The organism is Nocardia sp. NPDC058244 (genome assembly GCF_042882065.1).
Taxonomy (GTDB): domain Bacteria; phylum Actinomycetota; class Actinomycetes; order Mycobacteriales; family Mycobacteriaceae; genus Nocardia.
In genome coordinates, this window is the sequence record NZ_JBHVWX010000004.1 from 205517 (window position 1) to 225521 (window position 20005).

General features: G+C 70.3%; 23 protein-coding genes. 10 read left to right on the plus strand and 13 right to left on the minus strand.

Annotation, left to right across the window (positions count from 1 at the left end; translation table 11 throughout):
* Nucleotides 1–4: 4 nt before the first annotated feature.
* A complete protein-coding gene (locus tag ACFVW6_RS14005; RefSeq protein ID WP_189032848.1) occupies nucleotides 5–442 on the plus strand; it encodes a holo-ACP synthase in 438 nt (145 codons plus the stop codon).
* A gap of 13 nt (nucleotides 443–455) precedes the next feature.
* On the opposite strand, the gene ACFVW6_RS14010 is transcribed toward ACFVW6_RS14005, so the two are convergent.
* Nucleotides 456–1073 carry a TetR/AcrR family transcriptional regulator gene (locus ACFVW6_RS14010; protein WP_355277186.1) on the minus strand — a complete coding sequence of 206 codons (618 nt, stop codon included), beginning with the start codon at nucleotides 1071–1073 and terminating at the stop codon, nucleotides 456–458.
* 313 nt (nucleotides 1074–1386) lie between these two features.
* Between ACFVW6_RS14010 and ACFVW6_RS14015 the strand changes: the two genes are divergently transcribed.
* Entirely contained in the window at nucleotides 1387–2622 is a 1236-nt protein-coding gene (locus ACFVW6_RS14015) for a hypothetical protein (protein WP_378827802.1), read from the plus strand.
* 59 nt (nucleotides 2623–2681) lie between these two features.
* Here ACFVW6_RS14015 and ACFVW6_RS14020 read toward each other — a convergent pair whose 3' ends face one another.
* On the minus strand, nucleotides 2682–3458 hold the full coding sequence (locus ACFVW6_RS14020) for an ABC transporter permease (RefSeq protein ID WP_378827800.1): 777 nt from the start codon (nucleotides 3456–3458) through the stop codon (nucleotides 2682–2684).
* A gap of 23 nt (nucleotides 3459–3481) precedes the next feature.
* Nucleotides 3482–4441, minus strand: a complete 960-nt coding sequence (locus ACFVW6_RS14025) for an ATP-binding cassette domain-containing protein (protein WP_378827798.1) — start codon at nucleotides 4439–4441, stop codon at nucleotides 3482–3484.
* A gap of 112 nt (nucleotides 4442–4553) precedes the next feature.
* Between ACFVW6_RS14025 and ACFVW6_RS14030 the strand changes: the two genes are divergently transcribed.
* Complete coding sequence (locus ACFVW6_RS14030; protein ID WP_357348255.1) at nucleotides 4554–5270, plus strand: TetR/AcrR family transcriptional regulator; 717 nt, start codon at nucleotides 4554–4556, stop codon at nucleotides 5268–5270.
* Here ACFVW6_RS14030 and bcp read toward each other — a convergent pair whose 3' ends face one another.
* Complete coding sequence (gene bcp / locus ACFVW6_RS14035) at nucleotides 5271–5744, minus strand: thioredoxin-dependent thiol peroxidase (protein ID WP_355276845.1); 474 nt, start codon at nucleotides 5742–5744, stop codon at nucleotides 5271–5273.
* Between the two features lie 74 nt (nucleotides 5745–5818).
* Between bcp and ACFVW6_RS14040 the strand changes: the two genes are divergently transcribed.
* Nucleotides 5819–6052, plus strand: a complete 234-nt coding sequence (locus ACFVW6_RS14040) for a DUF3618 domain-containing protein (RefSeq protein ID WP_373291758.1) — start codon at nucleotides 5819–5821, stop codon at nucleotides 6050–6052.
* Nucleotides 6053–6119: 67 nt separating this feature from the next.
* Here the strand turns inward: ACFVW6_RS14040 and ACFVW6_RS14045 are convergent, their stop codons facing one another.
* Both ACFVW6_RS14045 and ACFVW6_RS14050 read right to left on the minus strand, forming a co-directional pair.
* Nucleotides 6120–6416 (minus strand): excalibur calcium-binding domain-containing protein, encoded by a 297-nt coding sequence (locus tag ACFVW6_RS14045; protein WP_355276847.1) that lies wholly within the window; start codon nucleotides 6414–6416, stop codon nucleotides 6120–6122.
* Between the two features lie 136 nt (nucleotides 6417–6552).
* Entirely contained in the window at nucleotides 6553–7530 is a 978-nt protein-coding gene (locus ACFVW6_RS14050; protein WP_355276849.1) for a pirin family protein, read from the minus strand.
* Between the two features lie 69 nt (nucleotides 7531–7599).
* Between ACFVW6_RS14050 and ACFVW6_RS14055 the strand changes: the two genes are divergently transcribed.
* Both ACFVW6_RS14055 and ACFVW6_RS14060 read left to right on the plus strand, forming a co-directional pair.
* Nucleotides 7600–8064, plus strand: a complete 465-nt coding sequence (locus tag ACFVW6_RS14055) for a MarR family winged helix-turn-helix transcriptional regulator (protein ID WP_378827793.1) — start codon at nucleotides 7600–7602, stop codon at nucleotides 8062–8064.
* 63 nt (nucleotides 8065–8127) lie between these two features.
* On the plus strand, nucleotides 8128–8997 hold the full coding sequence (locus ACFVW6_RS14060) for a hypothetical protein (RefSeq protein WP_378827791.1): 870 nt from the start codon (nucleotides 8128–8130) through the stop codon (nucleotides 8995–8997).
* A gap of 404 nt (nucleotides 8998–9401) precedes the next feature.
* On the opposite strand, the gene ACFVW6_RS14065 is transcribed toward ACFVW6_RS14060, so the two are convergent.
* Entirely contained in the window at nucleotides 9402–9788 is a 387-nt protein-coding gene (locus tag ACFVW6_RS14065) for a cupin domain-containing protein (protein WP_378827789.1), read from the minus strand.
* Nucleotides 9789–9839: 51 nt separating this feature from the next.
* Here ACFVW6_RS14065 and ACFVW6_RS14070 point away from each other — a divergent pair, with 51 nt between their 5' ends.
* Nucleotides 9840–10820, plus strand: coding sequence for a GlxA family transcriptional regulator (locus ACFVW6_RS14070; RefSeq protein WP_378827786.1), 981 nt, complete (start codon nucleotides 9840–9842; stop codon nucleotides 10818–10820).
* A gap of 760 nt (nucleotides 10821–11580) precedes the next feature.
* On the opposite strand, the gene ACFVW6_RS14075 is transcribed toward ACFVW6_RS14070, so the two are convergent.
* The 3 genes from ACFVW6_RS14075 to ACFVW6_RS14085 all read right to left on the minus strand — a co-directional run bounded on the left by ACFVW6_RS14075 (nucleotide 11581) and on the right by ACFVW6_RS14085 (nucleotide 15442).
* Nucleotides 11581–13215, minus strand: coding sequence for a SulP family inorganic anion transporter (locus ACFVW6_RS14075; protein ID WP_378827784.1), 1635 nt, complete (start codon nucleotides 13213–13215; stop codon nucleotides 11581–11583).
* A gap of 2 nt (nucleotides 13216–13217) precedes the next feature.
* Nucleotides 13218–15041 (minus strand): phosphoenolpyruvate carboxykinase (GTP), encoded by a 1824-nt coding sequence (locus ACFVW6_RS14080; protein WP_378827782.1) that lies wholly within the window; start codon nucleotides 15039–15041, stop codon nucleotides 13218–13220.
* An 89-nt stretch (nucleotides 15042–15130) separates the two neighbouring features.
* The gene (locus tag ACFVW6_RS14085; RefSeq protein WP_355277188.1) at nucleotides 15131–15442 is read right to left on the minus strand and encodes a metalloregulator ArsR/SmtB family transcription factor; all 312 of its coding nucleotides are present in this window, start codon (nucleotides 15440–15442) and stop codon (nucleotides 15131–15133) included.
* A gap of 101 nt (nucleotides 15443–15543) precedes the next feature.
* Between ACFVW6_RS14085 and ACFVW6_RS14090 the strand changes: the two genes are divergently transcribed.
* Together ACFVW6_RS14090 and ACFVW6_RS14095 are read left to right on the plus strand one after the other, a co-directional pair.
* Nucleotides 15544–16347, plus strand: a complete 804-nt coding sequence (locus ACFVW6_RS14090; protein WP_355276860.1) for an alpha/beta fold hydrolase — start codon at nucleotides 15544–15546, stop codon at nucleotides 16345–16347.
* Between the two features lie 23 nt (nucleotides 16348–16370).
* Complete coding sequence (locus tag ACFVW6_RS14095; RefSeq protein ID WP_378827779.1) at nucleotides 16371–16715, plus strand: zinc ribbon domain-containing protein YjdM; 345 nt, start codon at nucleotides 16371–16373, stop codon at nucleotides 16713–16715.
* 25 nt (nucleotides 16716–16740) lie between these two features.
* Here the strand turns inward: ACFVW6_RS14095 and ACFVW6_RS14100 are convergent, their stop codons facing one another.
* Nucleotides 16741–17640 (minus strand): LysR family transcriptional regulator ArgP, encoded by a 900-nt coding sequence (locus ACFVW6_RS14100; RefSeq protein ID WP_378827777.1) that lies wholly within the window; start codon nucleotides 17638–17640, stop codon nucleotides 16741–16743.
* A 72-nt stretch (nucleotides 17641–17712) separates the two neighbouring features.
* Here ACFVW6_RS14100 and ACFVW6_RS14105 point away from each other — a divergent pair, with 72 nt between their 5' ends.
* On the plus strand, nucleotides 17713–18333 hold the full coding sequence (locus ACFVW6_RS14105; protein WP_378827775.1) for a LysE/ArgO family amino acid transporter: 621 nt from the start codon (nucleotides 17713–17715) through the stop codon (nucleotides 18331–18333).
* Nucleotides 18334–18342: 9 nt separating this feature from the next.
* Here the strand turns inward: ACFVW6_RS14105 and ACFVW6_RS14110 are convergent, their stop codons facing one another.
* Nucleotides 18343–18687: a hypothetical protein gene (locus tag ACFVW6_RS14110; RefSeq protein WP_355276865.1), complete on the minus strand. Its 345-nt coding sequence runs from the start codon at nucleotides 18685–18687 to the stop codon at nucleotides 18343–18345.
* Between the two features lie 74 nt (nucleotides 18688–18761).
* Complete coding sequence (locus ACFVW6_RS14115; RefSeq protein WP_355276867.1) at nucleotides 18762–19391, minus strand: transglycosylase SLT domain-containing protein; 630 nt, start codon at nucleotides 19389–19391, stop codon at nucleotides 18762–18764.
* Nucleotides 19392–20005: the final 614 nt, after the last annotated feature.

A 20005-nucleotide genomic window follows, 5' to 3' on the forward strand; every position in this document is an offset into this window, starting at 1 on the left:
CTTCGTGACGATTCTCGGAATCGGTTTGGACTTGGTGACCATCTCCGAGTTCGCCGAGCAGCTGCAACGGTCGGGGACGACGATGCTCAGGGAGAGCTTCACCGCTGGTGAACGCCGCTACTGCCAGAGCAAGCAGACGGACCCGGCCCGCAGCTTCGCCGCACGCTGGGCCGCGAAGGAGGCGGTGCTCAAGGCTTGGGCATCGTCTCGCTTCGCGCGCAGCCCGCAGATCGGGGACAACCCGTATCCGCTGATCGAGGTGGTGAACGACGCCTGGGGCAGGCCGAGCATCAAGCTGCACGGCCTGGCCGCGGAGTTCCTGCCGCGCGCCCGCGTCCATCTGTCGCTGACCCACGACGGCGACACGGCCGCGGCCATGGTGGTACTGGAAGATCCCGGCGAACTCGCCGATCTGATCGAGGGTAGGGAAACTACCCGGTAGACATCGCGCACCGTCACTCCGTGGCGGTGCGCGATTCCTTTTCCGCCACAAGCAGGTACGCGACCATCAGGCGCTTCAGCTCGGCGACCGCGTCGGCGTTGGACTGCTCGTCTTGCACGGAGAAGTTCAGCATCGAGTAGACGACGTGTACGAGCACCTCGGCCATCATCGTGCGCCGGGCGCGCGGGGTGCGCGGCGTCAGCGGCCGCAGCATCTGCGAGACCACCTCGGCGAATTCCTTCTCGTGCAGCGCGCCCGTCGCCCGGGTGGACGGGGTCGACTGCATGGCCAGCCACACCTCGCGCCGCGAGGGATCGGTGGTCCACAGGCCGGCCAGGTGGTCGACGAACTGGTTCATGTGCCGCAGCCAGTCCAGCGACGGCACCTCGCCGTGGAAATCGGCGAGCTCACGGGAAACCGCCACCAGGTCTTGCCGATTGAGCTCGCAGACGATCACGTACTTGTTGGCGAAGAACTGGTACAGGGTGCCGATCGGCACCTCGGCGCGCTGCGCGACCTCTTCACAGGTGAACGATTCGAAACCGACCTCGACGAGCAGTTCGCGCGAGGACGCCAGCAGCGCGTCGAACTTGCGCTTGCTGCGTTCCTGGGTGGGCCGCTTGCGCGGCATCAGCTCCTGCGGGTCGTCCTGCAATTCCAGCGCAGGGTCCGGACGGCTCTGCTTGGACCGGGCCTGCGCGTGTACTTCCACCCATCCAGGCTAGCGGTATACACACATCCCCGACACGCGTCTACCGACAGCGTGTCAACAACTGGGCGAAATTCCTCCCATCCATGCCACAGCTGGTGACGAATCATCAGATGAGCGTGCGTGCATCCGCACGCTTATTCGCGGCGATCTCTCGTCGCAACCGACCTACCGCGAAGTGATGGGCCCCGTGCGGTCCCGTCCCGCATCGTTTCGCACAGGGAAGGCATGACTTGTGGCTGCAGGATCTGTGATCACCCTCGGCGTCAGCACCGAGCGAGGCGCCGTGCACGCGGTCGCCTTCGCCGAGTCGGGCGCGACCCTCACCGACCGGATGCTGCTGCGGCGCACGGTGCGTGCGGGCGGGGACAGCAAGGCGGAGGTCGCCGTCGCGGTGCAGACCGCGCTGGACACGATGGCCGCCGAACTCGACGACGAGCACGAGATCGCCGGAGTGGCAGTGAGTTACCGCGATGCCGCCGAGCGGCGCGCGATCGTCACCCGGCTGGCGTCGACACCGTGGCGCACGGCGTCGCTGGTCTCGGCCAAATCGGCGCATCTGTTCGTCGCGGGCGCGATGACCTGGCTCGACGAATTCGACAATCTGCTGGTCTACGAGGCCGTGCCGGGTCACCAGGCGATGACCCTGCTCGATCCCGGCAGGCATCGCGTGCTCGCCGCCTCCGCGCAGACCGGCGCGCCGACCCCCGACGCGCTGCGCGCCGGTGTGTCGGCGGCCTGGGACCAGTTCGAGGCGGCCGGGGTGAAGCCGGGCGCGGTGGTGCTGGTCGGCTCGACCGCCGACGCGCCCGCGGTGCGCGAGGCGGCCGCCGGGTTCGGCGTGCCGGTGCTGCCGTGCCGGCTCGCGCCGTTCGCCCCCGCCGCCGGTGCCGCGCTGGTCGCGCTCGGTGATTCCGTCGACGTGCCGGTGGCCGCCGCCGCGCACTCCAAGCGGGGCACGGCGCTGGTGGCCGCGGCCGCGAGCCTGCTGGCAGGCGGGCTCGTCGCCGGTGGGTCGTACGCGGTGATGAACGGCGGGCCGCAGGCGGTCGACAACACCGCGGTGTCCTCCGAGCCCGGTGCGCATCCGGCCGAGCCGGTCGCGTCGCCGGGGCCGCAGCTGCACGAGACGGCCGACACCGGGTCCGCGGAGACCGGCTCGACCGGCGGCGTCGGTTCCAGCAGCGGCCTGCAGGTGAGCCCGGCGGCCGAGCCGTCGACGACCTCGCCGTACGAGACGGTGTCGCCGAATCCGCAGCTGGTCGACCCGAGCCGGTTCCCGCTCGAGTACCCCACCCAGCTCTACGGTGACGCGCCGCAGGACGAGCCGCTGCCGCTGGAACCCGCCGCACCGGTCGTCCCGCAGACGCCCGCCGCGGCGCCGACCCTGCCGGGCACCGGCATCCCGATGGGGATGCAGCCCGCCCAGGCGCCGGTGCCGGAGGGCCCGCGTTCGGCCTCGGCCGACTAGTCCGCCCGCGACACGGGAAAGGGGCCGCGCGATTCGTCGCGCGGCCCCTTGCTCGTCGGTCAGACGCTGGTCCGGCGGCGGAACAGCATACCGGCCGCGAGATATCCGGCGATCGCGATGCCCGCGCACCACAGCACGGCGAGCAGCGCGCTGTCACCGATCGGCGTGCCCATCAGCAGCCCGCGCATCGTCTCGATCACCGGGGTCACCGGCTGGTGCTCGGCGAAGGTGTGCAACCAGGTCGGCATCGTCTCGGTCGGCACGAACGCGCTGCTCACGTACGGCAGGAACATGAAGAAGAAGGTGAAGCCGTTGGCCGCCTCCGGATTCCGGGCGAGCAGGCCCAGCGCCGCGGCGAGCCAGGACAGCGCGAAGACGAACATCGCGAGCACCCCGAGGACACCGAGCCAGCGCAGCGGATCGGTGGTCGGCCGGAAGCCGAGCGCCACCGCCACCCCGATCACGACGGCGGAGGTGAGCAGATTGCGCAGCACGCTCTCGGCGACATGGCCGGTGAGCACCGCCGACCGGGCGATGGCCATGGTGCGGAACCGGTCGATGATGCCCTCGGCCAGATCGGTCGACAGCGCCACCGCCGTGGTGGAGGCACCGAAACCCGCGCACAGCAGGATGATTCCGGGCACCACGTAGTCGATGTAGGGGCCGGGGCCCGCCTGCATCGCGCCGCCGAAGACGTAGACGAACATCAGCAGGATCATCACCGGCAGCGCGATGGTCATGATCATCGTGTCGGGACTGCGCACGGTGTGCCGGATATTGCGGTCCAGCATGGTGATCGAGTCCTGGGCGATGCGCACGGGGGACTGGGTGGTCATGGTCGGTCTCGTTTCGTGGGAGTTCAGGCGGCCGACGCGGCCCGGTGGGCGCGGCCGGTCAGCGCGAAGAAGACGTCGTCGAGGTCGGGGGTGTGCACGCTGAGCTGGTCGATGGCGATGTCGAGCTCGGCGAAACGGTCGAGCAGCCGCTTGATCTCGACCGCGCTGCCGTCCGAGGGCACCTGCAGGGTCAGCTGCTCGGGGTCGAGGTGGCCCGCCTGGTCGCCCACGGCGTGCGCGGCGGCCGCGAGCAGGCGCTGGTCGGCGAAGCGGAACCGGAGGTGCCCGCCGGGGACGAGCCGTTTGAGTTCCTCCGGCGTGCCGTCGGCGACGATGCGCCCGCCGTCGAGCACGGCGATCCGGTCGGCCAGCTGGTCGGCCTCCTCCAGGTACTGCGTGGTGAGGAAGACGGTGGTGCCCTGGGCCGCGAGGTCGCGGATCGCGGTCCAGAGGTCGCGGCGGCTGCGCGGGTCGAGGCCGGTGGTCGGTTCGTCCAGGAAGACCAGGCGCGGCCTGCCCATCAGGCTCATGGCGAGGTCGAGCCTGCGGCGCATGCCGCCGGAGTAGGCGGACACCGGCCGGTCGGCGGCGTCGGCGAGGTCGAAGCGGTCGAGCAGGTCGGCGCCGCGGCGCCGGGTCTCGGCGGTGCCCAGGTGCAGCAGCCTGCCGGTGAGCCGCAGGTTCTCGGCACCGGTGAGGACGCCGTCGACGGCGGCGTACTGCCCGGTGACGCCGATCAGGCCGCGCACGGTGTCGGCCGCCCGCACGGCGTCGTGCCCGAAGACGTGCGCGTCGCCCTGATCGGGCCGGACGAGCGTGGCCAGGATGCGGACCAGGGTGGTCTTGCCCGCGCCGTTGGGTCCGAGCAGCGCGAAGACGGTGCCGGGCGCGACCTCGAGCTCGAGGTCGTCGAGCACGACCCGCGCGCCGAAGCTCTTGCGCAGCCGACGGACCGAGAGGGCGGGCGTTGGTTCGAGCGTCATGAGTTCTCCGATCGAGAAACTGTTTATGAGATAAACATAGTTTATAGAGTAAGCAGTTAATCGGCGCAAGAGTGGTCCCGCTAGAGTCGACCCGAGCGGAGGAGAAGAGTGGATGACGGACGCGGCGCTACCGAAGGCGGTCGAGCTGATGTGGGGGCTGGGTCAGCCCGGCACCCGCGGACCCCGGCGCACGCTGACCCTCGAGCAGATCCTCGACGCCGCCGTCGAGGTGGCCGACGCGGAGGGCTACGCGGCGCTGTCGATGGGCCGGGTCGCCAAGCAGCTCGGCTTCACCGCCATGTCGCTGTATCGCTATGTCGACAGCAAGAACACGCTGGAAGACCTGCTGCTGGACCGGGTGGTCGGCGTGCCGCCGGTGATCGCGGCCGGGACGCCGTGGCGGGCCGGGCTCGAGCAGTGGGCGAGCGCGGAGTTCGAGCGGATCGGCAGACATCCGTGGTGGGTCGACATCCCGCTGAACCGGCCGCCACTGGGGCCCAACAACATGGCCTGGCTCGACGCCGGGCTGCGGGTGCTCGGCGAGACGGCGGTGCCCGAGCCGGTCAAGCTCCAGTTGGTGATGAACCTGTCGATGTTCGTGGTGGGAAAGCGGCGGGCCGTGCGCGACCTGCAGGCGGAGGAGGACGGCGACTTCGCCTCGGTACTCGCGCGGGTGCTCGACCCGCAGCGCTTTCCCTCGGTGTCGGCCGCGCTGACCGCCTCCGCCTTCGACGCCGACGATATCGACTGGAGCGCAGCCGATTTCGAGTTCGGGCTGGCTCGCCTGCTCGACGGCTACGAGGTGTTCATCCGCACCTTCGGCGGCTGACTACACCGACAGGTCGCGGCGCAGCTTGGCGACGTGGCCGGTGGCGCGGACGTTGTACTGGGCGAGCTCGATCTTGCCCTGCTCGTCGACCAGGAAGGTCGAGCGGATGACGCCGGTGACGGTCTTGCCGTACATCATCTTCTCGCCGAACGCGCCCCACTCCTTGAGCACGTCGCGCTCGGGATCGGACAGCAGCGGGAAGGTCAGGCCCTCGGTGTCGCGGAACTTGGCCAGCTTGGCCGGCTTGTCCGGCGAGATGCCGATGACGTCGATGCCTGCGCCGCCGAGTTCGGCGAGGTTGTCGCGGAAATCGCAGGCCTGCTTGGTGCAGCCGGGGGTGCTGGCGGCCGGGTAGAAGTAGACGATCACCTTGCGGCCGCGGTAGTCCGACAGCGACACGTCCTTGCCGTCGGCGTCGGGCAGTGTGAATGCGGGGGCGGTGTCTCCGGGGGAGAGGCGATGGTTGTCGGTCACCACCGCACGGTAACCGACCGGGTCCGGCGAACGCATGGATAGACTCGTCGGCGAGCAGCAGACACATATTGGAGGTGACGGTGGCCAAGGACGACACCGACCGGATCGAGCGCGAGATCGAGATCGCGCGCGCCCGGTTGGCGACGACGCTCGACGAACTGGCGGTGCGCGCCGATCCACAGCGGATCGCGGACGACACCAAGGCGATCGTGGTCGCCAAGTTGAACGAGCCGAAGGTCAAATACACGCTGATCGGCGCAGGTGCCCTGGTGGCAGGCCTGGTCCTGGTCAAGATCTTCCGCCGCTGACCCAGCAGGCGAAACAAAACACCCGATGTGGCCGAGCCACATCGGGTGTTCTTGTTCGAGCGCGGGACTACTGCGTGGGGCAGGCCAGCCCGTCACCGTCGGGGTCGAGGTGGGGGGAGTAGCCCGCTTCGCCGCGGAACAGCGGGGCGCGCCCGGCCGCGATCGCGTCGTCGCAGCTGCGGAAGGCACCGCCGGCCGAGCCGGACTGGACCAGGTTGGCCGAGCCGGTCGCGCCGAGGAGCGAGTCGAAGCTGGAGGAGCCGGTGCCCGCCGAGCCCGACACCACATCGGCGTGGGCGGCGGGGACGGCGAGCAGGGTGAGACCTGCGGCGGCGAGGCTCACGGAGAGCCGGCGAACGTTCATGAATTCCTCGATGTCTGCTGCGGTTCGGTTGTGGGCCCGGACACTTGGCACCCCGGGCGGCCCCGTCCACAATCGTGAACGGGGCGTCCGGTTGTCAACCGCGCGGGTGCCCCCAATCGCCGCGAATCGCGGTCGGTTATTCGCCCAGGCGGCGTCCGGTCGAATGTTCGGCAGGAACAGTACCCATTCGACCGGCCTGGAAATCCTCCATGGCCTGAATGATTTCCTCCCGGGTGTTCATGACGAACGGTCCGTACTGGATCACGGGTTCGCGCAACGGCATTCCGCCGAGCAACAGGACCTCGAGATCGCCGGTGCTGCTGTGCTGGGTGCGGTCGGCGGTCAGGGTGATGGCGTCGCCCTTGCCGAAGACCACGAGCTGGCCGGCGCTGATCGGCCTGCGATCGACGCCGACGGTGCCGCTGCCGGAGAGCACGTAGGCCATCGCGGTGTAGTCCTTGGGCCACGGCGTCTCCAGCTGGGCGCCGGGTACCAGCGAGGCGTGCGCGTAGGCGATCGGGGTGTAGGTGGAGCCGGGACCGGCGAAGCCGCCGAGCTCCCCGGCGATGACACGCACGAGCGCGCCGCCGTCGTGCGAGCTGACCAGGGTCAGTTCGCTCGCGCGCAGGTCCTGGTAGCGCGGGGTGGCGAATTTGTTCGCCCGCGGCAGGTTCACCCACAGCTGGATGCCGTGGAAGGTGCCGCCGGAGATGACGAGCTTCTCCTCGGGCAGTTCGTCGTGCAGCATGCCCGAACCCGCGGTCATCCACTGGGTGTCGCCCTCGCTGATGACGCCGCCGCCACCCTGGGAATCGTGGTGGACCATGGTGCCATCGAGCATGTAGGTGACGGTCTCGAAGCCGCGGTGCGGATGCCAGGGCGCGCCCTTGGCCTCGTAGGGCTCGTAGGCGACGGGCCCCATCTGGTCGAGCAGGATGAACGGGTCGGCCGAGCGCAGATCGATGCTCGGGAACGGGCGGGTCACCTCGAAGCCCGCGCCTTCCTGCTGGCGCGCGGCGGTGACGATCTGGCGGACGGGTCGCTGGGTCTCGGTGACATCGGGCCGGGGCAGCCGGGGCAGCACCATGATGTCGTCGACGGTGATTGCGGGCATGGGATGCGCCTCCTGGTCGGTCACGTGCTTTGTTTCCATGTCAACCAAATAGGTTCTAGGATCATTCCCGTGACCCGATGGTTGACCGAGGAAGAGCAGCAGACCTGGCAGGCCTATATCCGCATGCGCCAGCGCCTGGACGCGGCGATCGCGGCCGGGCTGGCCGAGCACGGCCTGTCGATGGCCGACTACGAGCTGATGGTGCCGCTCTCCGCCACGCCGAACGGGTGCCTGCGGGCCAAGGAACTGGCGAGCGAGGTGTGCTGGGACAAGTCCCGGCTGTCCAAGCAGCTGGCCCGGATGGCCGCGCGCGGGCTCGTCGACCGCAGGCCCGCCGAGGACGACGCGCGCGGGATCGTCGTCTCGCTGACCGAGGAGGGTCGCGCGGTGCTCGGCCGGGCCGCGCCCGAGCATGTCGAGCTGGTGCGCGATGTGTTCGTCGACCGGCTCGACGCGGCCGAGAGCGACGCGATCCGGTCGCTGTCGGCGAAGGTGGTCGGGGCCAGCGACGCCCGAACCGCGTTGCCCAGTTAACGGATTCGCGCTGACGGTCGATGGACAACGCGTAGGTCGGGCTCGTCGAACCCAGGGGTGGCTATGACTGTTCGAGCAAGAGTTGCCGGTGCGGTGGGCGCGGCGCTGATCGTTCTCGCCGGATGTTCGTCGTCGCCGGATTCCGCGACGCCGACCGGGCAACCGTCGGGTGCGACGCCGACCCAGTCGACGGCGCCACCGGCACCGTCCGGCGCGACGCCGACCCAGGCGACCGGGCTGCCGGGTCCGTCGGGCGCGACGCCGACTCAGGCGTCCGGGCAGCCAGGGACACCCGGCCCGACGACCGCCCCCGGGGCGCCGGTCACCTCGGGCCAGATCACACTCGCCCCGTCCGGCCCGGCGACCACCGTCGTCTCGGTCGTCGCGGTGACCGCCGCCGGGCAGGCAACCGACGGCTTCGCCATCGTCAGCCCCGATCCGTACGGCGCGCTGGACTGCAAATACGCCGAACCCAGCCGTTCGGGGAACACCCCCGGTATCTACTCCGGCTGCGGCGCGTCCGCCGACTCGGCCGATGTCTGCTGGGCACCGCCGGGCAACACCACCCTGCTCTGCGCGAGTGATCCCTGGCAGCGCACGCTGCGGCGCTACACGGTGACACCGCAGCTCACGCCGGTCGGCCGCACCGAGTCGCCCGAGCCGTGGGCGCTGGAACTGGCCGACGGCAGGCACTGCCGCATCCGGGTCGGCGGTGCGTGGGGTGGGCGCTCCGACGGATTGGTCGGCGCGTACTCCTGCGACGGTGGCAGCCACGATGTGGTGCTCCAGCCCGCGAACGCGCGCACCGCGGTCGACACGTCGTCGAGCACGTGGACGGTGCAGGTCGGCCCGCTCGGCTCGGGCAACCCCGACTTCCCGCCCCCGCCGGAGGTCGCCGTGCGCACCGCGTACTTCGCCGCGACCGCGGGCTGACCGGACGAACCTCCGCTGCGGTCGTGACGATCGCGCCCGGTCCGGCGGATCTCGGCCGTGCGGCCTCCGGCCTCCGGCCAGCTGGGCTACGTCGGCCTTCTGTGTTCGGCCTCCGGCCCCGTCCGGCTGGGCTGCGCTGCCCTTCTGAGTTCAGCCTCCGGCCCCGTCCGGCTGGGCTGCGCTGCCCTTCTGTGTTCGGCCTGTGGCCTCCGACCCCAGTCCGGCTGGGCAGCGCCGGCCTTCTGTGTTCGGCCTCCGGCCCCATCCGGCTGGGTTGCGCTGCCCTTCTGCGGTCGGCCCGTGGCCTCCGACCCCTCCAGTCCGGCTGGGCAGCGCCGCCGCTGCCGTATTCGGCCGGGGCGTGGAATCGGTGCGCTCAGGTCATCGGCCGGGGGTGTCCCGCCTCAGGTGAGCGCGGTGCCGGTGGTGGCGGTGATGTGGGCGGGGACCTCGCCCGCATAGTCACCGGTGGTCAGGGTGCCCGCGGGTTCGAACAGCAGCAGCGTGGCGCCCTCGGTCGAGGACGGGCGGTGCTCGACGCCGCGCGGGACGACGTAGGTGTCGTTGCGGTGCAGGGTGATTCGACGGTCCGGTGCGCGCAGGCCGATGTCGAGGGTGCCGTCGAGGACGAGGAAGAACTCGTCGGTGTCGTGGTGGGCGTGCCACAGGTGCTCGCCGCGCACCTTGGCCAGGCGGACATCCCAGTCGTTGACGCGGGCCAGGATGCGCGGGCTCCACAGGGTGTCGAAGCTGGCGAGCGCGGTGTCGATATTCATCGGTCGATCGGTCATGCCTCATCGTCGCGGTTGCGGTGGCGGGCCGAACAGTGCGATGAATGGCACATGTCGCAAGATTTCTCGCAGCCGGGACTGCACCGCATCGCGGCGCTCGTCGACGACGGGTCCAATCCGTTCGAGCTCGCCTGCATGACCGAGGTGTTCGGGATCGAGCGGCCCGAGATCGGCGGCCTGCTCTACGACTTCCGGCTCTGCGCGCACCGGCGCGAGGTGCCGATGCGGCAGAACTTCTTCACCATGACCGGCCTGGCCGACCTCACCCTGCTCGACGCCGCCGACACCGTGATCGTCCCGAACCGCCCCGACACCGGTACCCCACGGCATCCAGCCGTCCTCGCGGCGATCGCCCGCGCGCACGCCCGTGGCGCCCGGCTGGTGGGTATGTGCAGCGGGGCGTTCACCCTCGCCGAGGCCGGGGTGCTGACCGGCCGCACCGTCACCCTGCACTGGCAGTGGGCGGCCGAGTTCCGCCGCCGCTTCCCGGAGACCGCGGTCGACGACGCCGTGCTGTTCATCGACGACGGCGACATCCTCACCTCGGCGGGCAGCGCGGCGGCCCTCGACCTCGCCCTGTACCTGGTCGGCCGCGACCACGGCACCGAGATCGCCACCGCGGTCGCCCGCCGCCTGGTCTTCGCCGCGCACCGCCGCGGCGGCCAGCGCCAGTTCATCGACCGCCCGGTGCCCCGCGACCCCGGTCCGTCCCTGGCGCCGACGGTGGAATGGGCCGAACACCATGCCACCGAACCGATCACGGTCGCCGACCTCGCCACCCACGCCTGCGTGAGCGTGGCCACCCTGCACCGCCGCTTCCGCGCCGAACTCGGCTGCACCCCACTGTCCTGGCTCACCGCCCGCCGCCTCGACCACGCCCGCCGCCTCCTCGAAGCGAGCGACCTCCCGATCGACCGGGTCGCCACCGCGAGCAGCCTCGGCACCACGGCGAACTTGCGCACCCACCTAGCCGCTGCGACCGGCCTCACCCCGACCGCGTATCGCAGACAGTTCCGCGCCGACCCCGCCTGATCCACGAGTTCCCTTGCACCACAACCAGTTCGACGCCCCGCCTCGGACAACCGCTGGGACCGGCAGATCGATATCGCGCTCACTCGGCGTCGCGCCACCACGCGGCCTCGGCACCACGGTGAACCTGCGCACCCACCTAGCCGCCGCGACCGGCCTCACCCCGACCGCGTATCGCAGACAGTTCCGCACCGACCCCACCTGAGTCGCGAGTTCCCTTGCACCACAGCCAGTTCGACGACCAGCCTCGGACAATCGCTGGGGCAGGCAGATCGACATCGCGCTCACGTCGGCGTCGCGCCATCACGCGGCCTCGGCGCCACGGTGAGCCTGCGCACCCACCTAGGCGCCGCGACCGGTCGCACCCCGACCGCCTACCGCAGACAGTTCCGCACCGACCTCGCGTGAGACGCGGGCTCCCTTGTCCCACAGCCGGTTCCGCGCACCGCCCCGGATACGCCGCTGCGACCAGCGGATCGACATCGTGCTCACGGCGGCGTCGCGCCACTGCCCGGCCCCGGCCCCGGCTCCGCCAGCCGGTCGAACCCCGCCGTGCTGCCGCTCCGACGTGCTGCCGCTCCGCCGTGCTGCCGCCCAGCCGTGCTGCTTTCCGTTGCCGGAGTCACGCGAGGTGTGCCGTCCACCAGCGTGCTGGTTCCCGGCCCGAGTCGCGGTGGGGGAGATGCTCCAGCTGTCTGCACGGTGGATGCCGCGTAATGGCTGCGGCACCCAGTGGCCGGGTGGTGCCGGGTGGCGCTCGTGCTCAGTGGGTTCGGTGGGTGGGGAGGAAGCGGCGGGCATAGCCGATGGCGGTGCCGGTGTCGGGGAACACCGCGTCGTCGCCGCCGGCGGGCAGCGCGCCCATGGTGGCGAGGCGGGCGCGATGGTCGTCGCGCAGTCCGGACATGAGCACGGTGATGTGGCGGTGCTGGAGCTTGCGCACGGCGTCGGCGAGGACCAGGGCGCCGGTGGTGTCGAGGGCGGTGACGCGCGACATCCGCAGGATCACCACCCGCACGTCGGCGACCTCGGACAGCTCCAGCAGGAAGCGGTGAGCGGCGGCGAAGAACAGCGGGCCGTCGATGCGATAGGCGACGATATGGTCGCGCAGCAGGTCGTGTTCCTCGCCGAGATGGTCGCCCTCGTCCAGCGGTACCTGCTGCATGCTCGCCTCCCGCGCGACCGCGCGCACCGCGAGCACCAGCGCGATGCCGATACCGACCACCACCGCGGTGACCAGGTCGAACGCCACCGTCACGAGGAATGTGAGTGCCATGACGATCGCGTCCCCCCGCGACGCGCGGGCGATCGCGGCCAGCGACGCCGCTTCCACCATCCGCACCGTGGTTGCCAGCAGCACACCGGCCAGCGCCGCGATCGGGATGTCGGCGACCAGCCCGGCGGCCAGAGAGACGATCGCGGCCAGCACCACCGCGTGGAAGAGCGCCGCCAGCCGCGTCCTCGCACCGGACCGCACATTGACCGCGGTCCTGGCGATGGCGCCGGTCGCGGGCACACCGCCGAACAGCGGCGCGGCGATATTGGCCAGGCCCTGGCCGAACAGTTCGCGATCGGGATCGTGCCGGGTGCCGACCGCCATGGCGTCGGCCGCGGTGGCCGACAGCAACGATTCGAGGGCGGCGAGCGCGGCGACCGCCAGCGCGGGCAGCAGCAGCCCGGACAATGCGCCCCACTGCACGAAGTCGAGCGACGGCGCGGGCAGCCCGGCCGGGATCGCCCCGATCCGGGTGAGATGCAGATCGAAAACGCTCGCGACGACCGTCGCCGCGACGACGGCGACCAGCGCGAACGGCAGCTTCGGCAGGAACCGTCCCCCGATCAGGATCGCCACGGCGACGACGAGTGCCGTCACCGGCGCGGTCGCGTCCGGATGCTCGGCGAACCGGCGCACGGCGTCGAAGGCCGACTGCCAGACCTTCTCGCCCTCGGCTCCCGATACCCCCAGCGCGCCCGGAACCTGTTGCAGCGCGATCACGACCGCGATCCCCGCGGTGAATCCCTCGATCACCGGAGCCGGCATGAACCGCACCGCACGGCCGACACCGGCGAAGGCCAGCGCCATCAGCAACACACCCGCCATCAGCCCGACGGTCAGCACCCCGGACGCGCCGTGTTCGTGCACGATCGGCACCAGCACCACGGTCATGGCGCCGGTCGGTCCCGACACCTGAAAGCGTGAGCCGCCGAACACCGCGGCCAGCGCACCGGCCACGATCGCCGTCGCCAGACCGGCGGCGGCGCCGAGCCCGGAACTGATGCCGAATCCCAGCGCCAGCGGCAGTGCCACCAGCGCCACGATCAGCCCCGCCATCAGATCCGTGCCCGGCGCCCGGAAGGCGGGCTTCCACTCCGACCAGGTCGGCAGCAGTGCCCGCATGGTCAGCGGTTGCCGAGCAGACGCAATTTCAGCGCGGCCAGCTGCTCGCGCAACGCGTCCGGTAGCCGGTTGCCGCCGATACCGGCGAACCACTCGTCGATGGACCGGGTCTCGGTGACCCACTCGTCCACGTCGACGGCCAGTGCCCGTTCGACCAGCGCGCGGTCGGCGTCGTCGAACCCGGCCAGATCCAGCGCGCCCGTGGTGGGGACGAAGCCGATCGGCGTCCACTCGGCGTCGGCGGTGCCGTCGAGGCGTTCCAGCGCCCACTTCAGCACGCGCACGTTGTCACCGAAGCCGGGCCACAGGAAGGTGCCGTCGGCGTCGCGCCGGAACCAGTTGACCTGGAAGATCTTCGGCAGCTTCGTGGCGTCGGCGGCCGCGCCGAGCCGCAGCCAGTGCGCGAAGTAGTCGCCCACGTGATAGCCGAGGAACGGCAGCATCGCCATCGGATCCCGCCGTACGACGCCGACCGCGCCGGTGGCCGCCGCCGTGGTCTCCGAGGACAGCACCGACGCGGTGAATACCCCGTGCGCCCAGTCGAAGGTCTCGGCGATCAGCGGCACCGTGCTCGCGCGGCGGCCGCCGAAGAAGATCGCCGAGATCGGCACGCCGGTCGGGTCGTTCCATTCCGGCGCCACCGACGGGCACTGTTCGATCGGCGTGCAGTAGCGCGAATTCGGATGTGCGGCAGGGGTTCCGGAGTCCGGGGTCCAGTCGTCGCCGCGCCAGTCGGTGAGGTGCGCCGGCGGTTCCTTGGTCAGGCCCTCCCACCACACGTCGCCCTGATCGGTGAGCGCGGTGTTGGTGAAGATGGAGTTGCCGCGGTCGATGGTGGCGATCGCGTTGGGGTTGGTGCGCGCGCCGGTGCCGGGCGCGACACCGAAGAATCCGGCCTCCGGGTTCACCGCGTACAACCGGCCGTCGGCGCCGAAACGCAGCCAGGCGATGTCGTCGCCGATGGTCTCGGCCTGCCAGCCGGGCAGCGCGGGCTCCAGCATCGCCAGGTTGGTCTTGCCGCAGGAGGACGGGAACGCGGCGGCCACATAGTGCGTGCGGCCCTGCGGCGAGGTGAGTTTGAGGATGAGCATGTGTTCGGCCAGCCAGCCCTCGTCGCGCCCGATCACCGAGGCGATGCGCAGCGCGAAGCACTTCTTGCCGAGCAGGGCGTTGCCGCCGTAGCCGGAGCCGTAGCTCCAGATGGTGCGTGATTCGGGGAAGTGCGCGATGTATTTGGTGCTGTCGCACGGCCACGGCACGTCGGCCTGGCCGGCCGCCAGCGGCGCGCCGACCGAATGCAGGCACCGCACGAATTCGGTGTCGCCGGTGAGCTTTTCCCAGACCGGGGTGCCCGAGCGGGTCATGATCTGCATGGACGCCGCCACGTACGGCGAGTCGCTGATCTGCACCCCGAACTTCGGTTCGGCGGCGTCGAGCGGGCCCATGCAGAAGGCGATGACGTACATCGTGCGGCCCGTCATCGCGCCGCGGTAGTGCTCGGTCATGACGGTGCGCATGTCGACCGGGTCGACCCAATTGTTGGTCGGTCCCGCGTCGGCCGCGTCGGCGGAGCAGATGAAGGTGCGGTCCTCGACGCGGGCGACGTCGTCGGGGTCGGAGGCGCACCAGAAGGAGTTGGGCTTGCCGGTGAGCCGGACGAAGGTGCCCTTTTCGACGAGTTCGCCGGTCAGGCGATCCCATTCGGCACGGGACCCGTCGCACCAGACGACGCGGTCGGGGGTGGTCAGCGCGGCGATCTCGTCGACCCAGCGCAGGATGGCCGGATGGTCGGTCGGAACCGTCGTCGGCGCGGAACTCGCGGTCACGGATGTTCTCCTTGTCAACTTGCTAGGTGGCTAATTTAGAAAGTCTGCAATCAATGGGCGGCGGTAGAGCTGCGGGAAAGAGGAGGGGATCAGGCCACGGTGGACTCGGGGTTCTCGAGGAGTTCGGCCTGTCCGGCGACGACGCCGGTGAGGATCGCGCGAGCCACGACCAGCAGCTCCTTCACGCGCGGCGAGGTGAGTTCGTAGGTCACCGAGAGTCCCTCGCGGCGCGCGGTCACCAATCCGGCCCGGCGCAGGATCGCGAGCTGCTGCGACAGATTCGCGGCCTCGACGCCGACCTCGGGCAGCATCTCCGAGACCGCGTGTTCGCGTTCGCTGAGCAGCTCCAGCACCCGGATGCGGACCGGGTGGCCGAGGGTTTTGAAGAAGTCGGCCTTCATCTGGTACAGCGGCCTGCTCAGTCCTGGCACCGCGGCGAACCCCGTCCTGCTGTGGCGGTATGGTGTTTTCTAACTTTAGCAAACAGGCTAACAGGAGAGATATGCCCCTCGCCTCGCTCAACGGCATCCAGCTCAACTACGACGTCACCGGGTCGGGGCCGCTCGTCCTGCTCGTGATGGGCAGCGGCAGTCCAGGCCGGGTCTGGCGGACCTATCAGGTGCCCGCCCTGGTGAAGGCGGGCTTCCAGGTCGTCACGGTCGACAATCGGGGGATCGCGCCGTCGTCGGAATCGGCGGCGGGGATCAGCATGGCCGACCTGGTCGGCGACACGGCCGCGCTGATCGAGCAGCTGGGCGCGCCCGCACACGTGGTCGGGACGTCGATGGGCTCGCGGGTGGTGGCCGAGCTGGCGCTGGCGCGGCCCGAACTGCTGGGCAAGGCGGTGATGTTCGCCGCCACCGCGCGGCCGCATCCGGTGTCGAGCACGCTCAACCGTGGTGAACAGGCGTTGTTCGACAAGGGAATTGCGCTGCCGCCGGAGTACGCGGCGGCGGTCAAGGCGATGCTGAACCTGTCCCCGCACACCCTGGCCGACCCCGCCAAGGCTCAGGAGTGGCTCGACATCTTCGAATTCACCTCGGGCAAGGGCACCCCCGGCACCCGCGCCCAGCTGGGGATGGACCGCTCCCAGGACCGGCGCGCGGCCTACCGCGGGATCACCGTGCCCAGCCTCGTCGTCGGATTCGCCGACGACCAGATGGTGCCGCCGCGGTTCTGCCGCGAGGTCGCCGAGGCGATCCCGGGCGCCCGCTACGCCGAGATCGAACGCTGCGGGCACTACGGCTACCTCGAACAGCCCGACGAGATCAACCGCGTCCTCGTCGAATTCCTCTCCGCCGCTTGATCACCCGCCCCGAAGGACTACCGATGAGCGATTCGCTGCCCCCGTGTCCCGCCTGTTCCTGCGAATACACCTACGAGCTCGGCGCCCTGCTGGTGTGCCCGGAGTGCGCCAACGAGTGGACGCCCGTGGGCGCCGACGACGCGGGTGAGGACGTGATCCGCGACGCCGTGGGCAATGTGCTCGCCGACGGCGACACCGTGACCGTGGTCAAGACCCTGAAGGTCAAGGGCAGCCCGACCGGCATCAAGGCGGGCACCAAGGTGCGCAATATTCGCCTGGTGCAGGGCGTCGGCGATCACGACATCGACTGCAAGGTGGACGGCATCGGCCCGATGCAGCTGAAGTCCAGTGTGGTGAAGAAGGTCTGATCAGCGCCACGTGACGGTTCGCCGATCAGCGCGTCGGCTGGATCAGCTTGTCCGCGGCGGCCGCCACGATGGCCGCCGCGGTCTTGCTCAGGGCGGGGGAGTCGAGTTTCCACTGCTGCCAGTACAGCGGGACATCGATATGGGCGTGCCCGCTGATGTTGACGAGTGTGCCGGTGGCCCTGTCCTTTTCGGTCTGCAGGTCGGGCAGCATGCCCCAGCCCATGCCGAGCCGCACCGCGTCGCCGAAGGCGTTCGACGACGGGACGAAGTGCATCGGCGGGTCGATCGGCAGGGGTGACCGGCGGCCGACGTGGCGGAACTGGAGATCGTCCTTGCGGTCGAACTGGATCATCGGCACGTGCGCGTACGCGTCGGGACGCGCGCCGTCGGGAAACCAGTGCGCCACGAACGCCGGGGTCGCGAGCGACTGATAGCGCATGGCGCCGAGCGGGACGACCTTGCAGCCCTGGACGGGCGTCGCGGTCGCGGTGATCGCCGCCATCACGGTCCCGTCGCGCAGCAGCCGGGTGGTGTGTTCCTCGTCCTCGCGATGCAGCTCGAAGCAGATTCCGCTGCCCACCGCGGCCAGGGCGGGCATCACCCAGGTCTCCAGCGAATCGGCGTTGACGGCGATCGGGATCCGCGCCGGCCGCCCGGCGGGGCGGTCGACGTCGCCGAGTTCGCGGGCGGTGTCGCCGGTGAGCAGTTCCACCTGCCGGGCCAGCCGCAGCACCGCGAGCCCGGATTCGGTGGCGCGCACCGGTTTCGAGCGCTGCACCAGGATGCGGCCCGCCGCTTCCTCCAGCGCTTTGATCCGCTGGCTGATGGCCGACGGGGTGACACTCAGGCGCCGCGCCGCCGCGTCGAAGGTGCCCTCGGTGAGGACCGCGTCCAGTGCGCGCAGCTGGTCCAGCTGGAGATCCATGTAAGAAATTCTAATGGTAGTGAAGAATCATTAGCTGGTCTGAAAATTGATGGTCTCTTAACGTCGAGAGACGTGACGGCATCCTCCGCGGCACTGGCCGCCCTCACCGGATTGGGCTTCGGGCTCTCGCTCATCGTGGCGATCGGCGCGCAGAACGCGTTCGTGCTGCGCCAAGGCGTGCGCGGGCAGCACGTGCTGCCGGTGATCGCGGTCTGCGCGGCGTCCGACATCGTCCTGATCGCGGCCGGGGTCGCGGGGTTCGGGACCGTCGTGGAGGCCGTGCCCGCGGTGCTGATCGTGGCGCGGTACGCGGGTGCGGCGTTCCTGCTCGGCTATGCCCTGCTGGCGGCGCGCCGGGCGCTGAGTTCGTCGGCGCTGATCGCCGAGGCGGCGGGCGCCTCGGTGGCCGTCGGGGCGTCGGTCCTCACCTGCCTGGCGCTGACCTGGCTCAATCCGCACGTCTACCTGGACACCGTGGTGCTGCTCGGCTCCTTCGCCAGTACCTACGCGAGCCCCGATCGCTGGTTCCTGGCCGCGGGGGCGATGTTCGCGAGCGTCGTCTGGTTCCTGGCGCTGGGATACGGCGCGCGCCGTCTCGGGCCGCTGTTCGCGCGGCCGGGCGCGTGGCGGGTGCTCGATTCGCTGATCGCGGTGATCATGTTCGCGCTCGCGATCGGGCTGGTCGTCGCCTGACGGCGCCGCTCAGGACCCGGCGGTCCACGGGGTGACGGGCGGCTTCACCCACAGCAGCTTCTCGTCGGCGTTGGCCCGCACCGCGGCGGCGTGGCCGGGGTTGCGGGCGGCCCAGGCGTCCTTCTGGTCGAGGAGGTCGGCGACCACCTGCCAGGTCTCGCCGGTGCTCGGCGGATTGGTGTCGGCGGCCCTGGCCAGTTTGCGCAGGGTGGCCGCGGGCAGGGCGAGCAGTTCGGCACCGCGGATATCGCGATCCCAGAGGTAGCCGGCCAGCCGACGGGCCTTGGCGACGCGGCTGGCGGTGGCCGCGTCGGAATGCGCGTGATCGGGTGCCTGATCGGCGCTGTCTGGCACGGGCCGATTCTACGACGAACGCCCGCGCTCCGGTCGGCGATGACCGGGGCGCGGGCGTTCACCCGTCAGCTGGCTCAGTAGGCGCTGTTGACGTTGTCCATCGAGCCGTAGCGGTGCGCCGCGTAGTTGCAGGCCGCCACGATGTTGGACACCGGGTTCCAGACGTCGAAGGGGGTGCCCTCGACGTGGTACGCGGCGAAGGTCGGGTCGATCACCTGGAGCAGGCCCTTGGAGGGGATGCCCATCGCGGCGTTGGAGTCCCACAGGTTGATCGCCTGGGGGTTACCGGTCGACTCGCGCATGATGTTGCGGTGGATGCCCTCGTAGCTGCCGGGGATGCCCTTGGCGGCCATGATGTCGAGGGCCTGGCGGATCCAGCCGTCCAGGTTGTCCGGGTAGACGGGGGCGGCGGGCTCGGGCATCGGGGCCGGAGCGGCCTCGGGAGCGGGCGCGGGGGCCGGAGCGGCCTGCGGCGCGGGGGCCGGGGCGGGGATCGCCTCGACGGCGGGGGCGGCGCCGACGGCGGGGATGCTCTCCGCCTGCTCGACGACCATGGCAGCACGCTCGGGAACGCTGTCGTCGGCGAAGGAGACGGCGGAGGACGCGGCTACGGCGACCAGACCGACCGCGGCGACCGCCACGGTGAACGCCTCACGGCGCGAACGACGGCCGATAACGGTGCTGAGCTTGTCTTTGTTGAGCATTGCTGTTCTGTTCCTTCATCTCTGTCTGGCGACCGCGGGCCCCGATGGGGGCGCGGTGGATCGCGCAGCGCGCGCAGCGGCGCACGCCGGTCAGGCGATGTGTTGTTTCTGTCTGTATGGGAATGTGCGACGCTGTAGTGGTCGGACTCGCTCGATGGCGGTCCGCGCGTCGCACGGTGCTCCACAGCTGGCTGCGGGGAGACCACGCGCTGTTCGGTTCTGTGCTCCGGAAGTTGGATACCTCGGGGCTAACCAAACCGCAGGTCTGTTTGTGACCTGATTGCAGAATGGTCACGACGGGTGAACAGAAGGTAAACGGAATCTGAACGGCAAACGCTGCCGATCTTGGTCGGTTCCCCGCGCAGTTGCAGAATCGTTATCTATGCAGGGGGTTTGCCGCCTCGAACGATGTGCCGCGCGTCACAGAAAAAGTTTGCCCAAATCTGGTTTCGGGAGCGTTTGCGCAGCTCCAGCGTGTCCGGATCGGGACTGCTGTGATGTGACGACCGCTGTCCATGGCATTTCGATAACGACCTCGTGACCGTTACCGAACGGGCGGACCGGACGTAGAAAGACCGCATCCCGGCAGTTGCGGTAACTGCCGGGATGCGGTC

Coding starts and splice junctions, on each gene's coding strand:
- ACFVW6_RS14010 (WP_355277186.1), bottom strand. CDS start 1,073: ATGCCGCGCAAGCGGCCCACCCAGGAACGCAGCAAGCGCAAGTTCGAC.
- ACFVW6_RS14020 (WP_378827800.1), bottom strand. CDS start 3,458: ATGACCACCCAGTCCCCCGTGCGCATCGCCCAGGACTCGATCACCATG.
- ACFVW6_RS14025 (WP_378827798.1), bottom strand. CDS start 4,441: ATGACGCTCGAACCAACGCCCGCCCTCTCGGTCCGTCGGCTGCGCAAG.
- ACFVW6_RS14030 (WP_357348255.1), top strand. CDS start 4,554: ATGACGGACGCGGCGCTACCGAAGGCGGTCGAGCTGATGTGGGGGCTG.
- ACFVW6_RS14045 (WP_355276847.1), bottom strand. CDS start 6,416: ATGAACGTTCGCCGGCTCTCCGTGAGCCTCGCCGCCGCAGGTCTCACC.
- ACFVW6_RS14050 (WP_355276849.1), bottom strand. CDS start 7,530: ATGCCCGCAATCACCGTCGACGACATCATGGTGCTGCCCCGGCTGCCC.
- ACFVW6_RS14060 (WP_378827791.1), top strand. CDS start 8,128: ATGACTGTTCGAGCAAGAGTTGCCGGTGCGGTGGGCGCGGCGCTGATC.
- ACFVW6_RS14065 (WP_378827789.1), bottom strand. CDS start 9,788: ATGACCGATCGACCGATGAATATCGACACCGCGCTCGCCAGCTTCGAC.
- ACFVW6_RS14070 (WP_378827786.1), top strand. CDS start 9,840: ATGTCGCAAGATTTCTCGCAGCCGGGACTGCACCGCATCGCGGCGCTC.
- ACFVW6_RS14075 (WP_378827784.1), bottom strand. CDS start 13,215: ATGCGGGCACTGCTGCCGACCTGGTCGGAGTGGAAGCCCGCCTTCCGG.
- ACFVW6_RS14085 (WP_355277188.1), bottom strand. CDS start 15,442: ATGAAGGCCGACTTCTTCAAAACCCTCGGCCACCCGGTCCGCATCCGG.
- ACFVW6_RS14090 (WP_355276860.1), top strand. CDS start 15,544: ATGCCCCTCGCCTCGCTCAACGGCATCCAGCTCAACTACGACGTCACC.
- ACFVW6_RS14095 (WP_378827779.1), top strand. CDS start 16,371: ATGAGCGATTCGCTGCCCCCGTGTCCCGCCTGTTCCTGCGAATACACC.
- ACFVW6_RS14100 (WP_378827777.1), bottom strand. CDS start 17,640: ATGGATCTCCAGCTGGACCAGCTGCGCGCACTGGACGCGGTCCTCACC.
- ACFVW6_RS14115 (WP_355276867.1), bottom strand. CDS start 19,391: ATGCTCAACAAAGACAAGCTCAGCACCGTTATCGGCCGTCGTTCGCGC.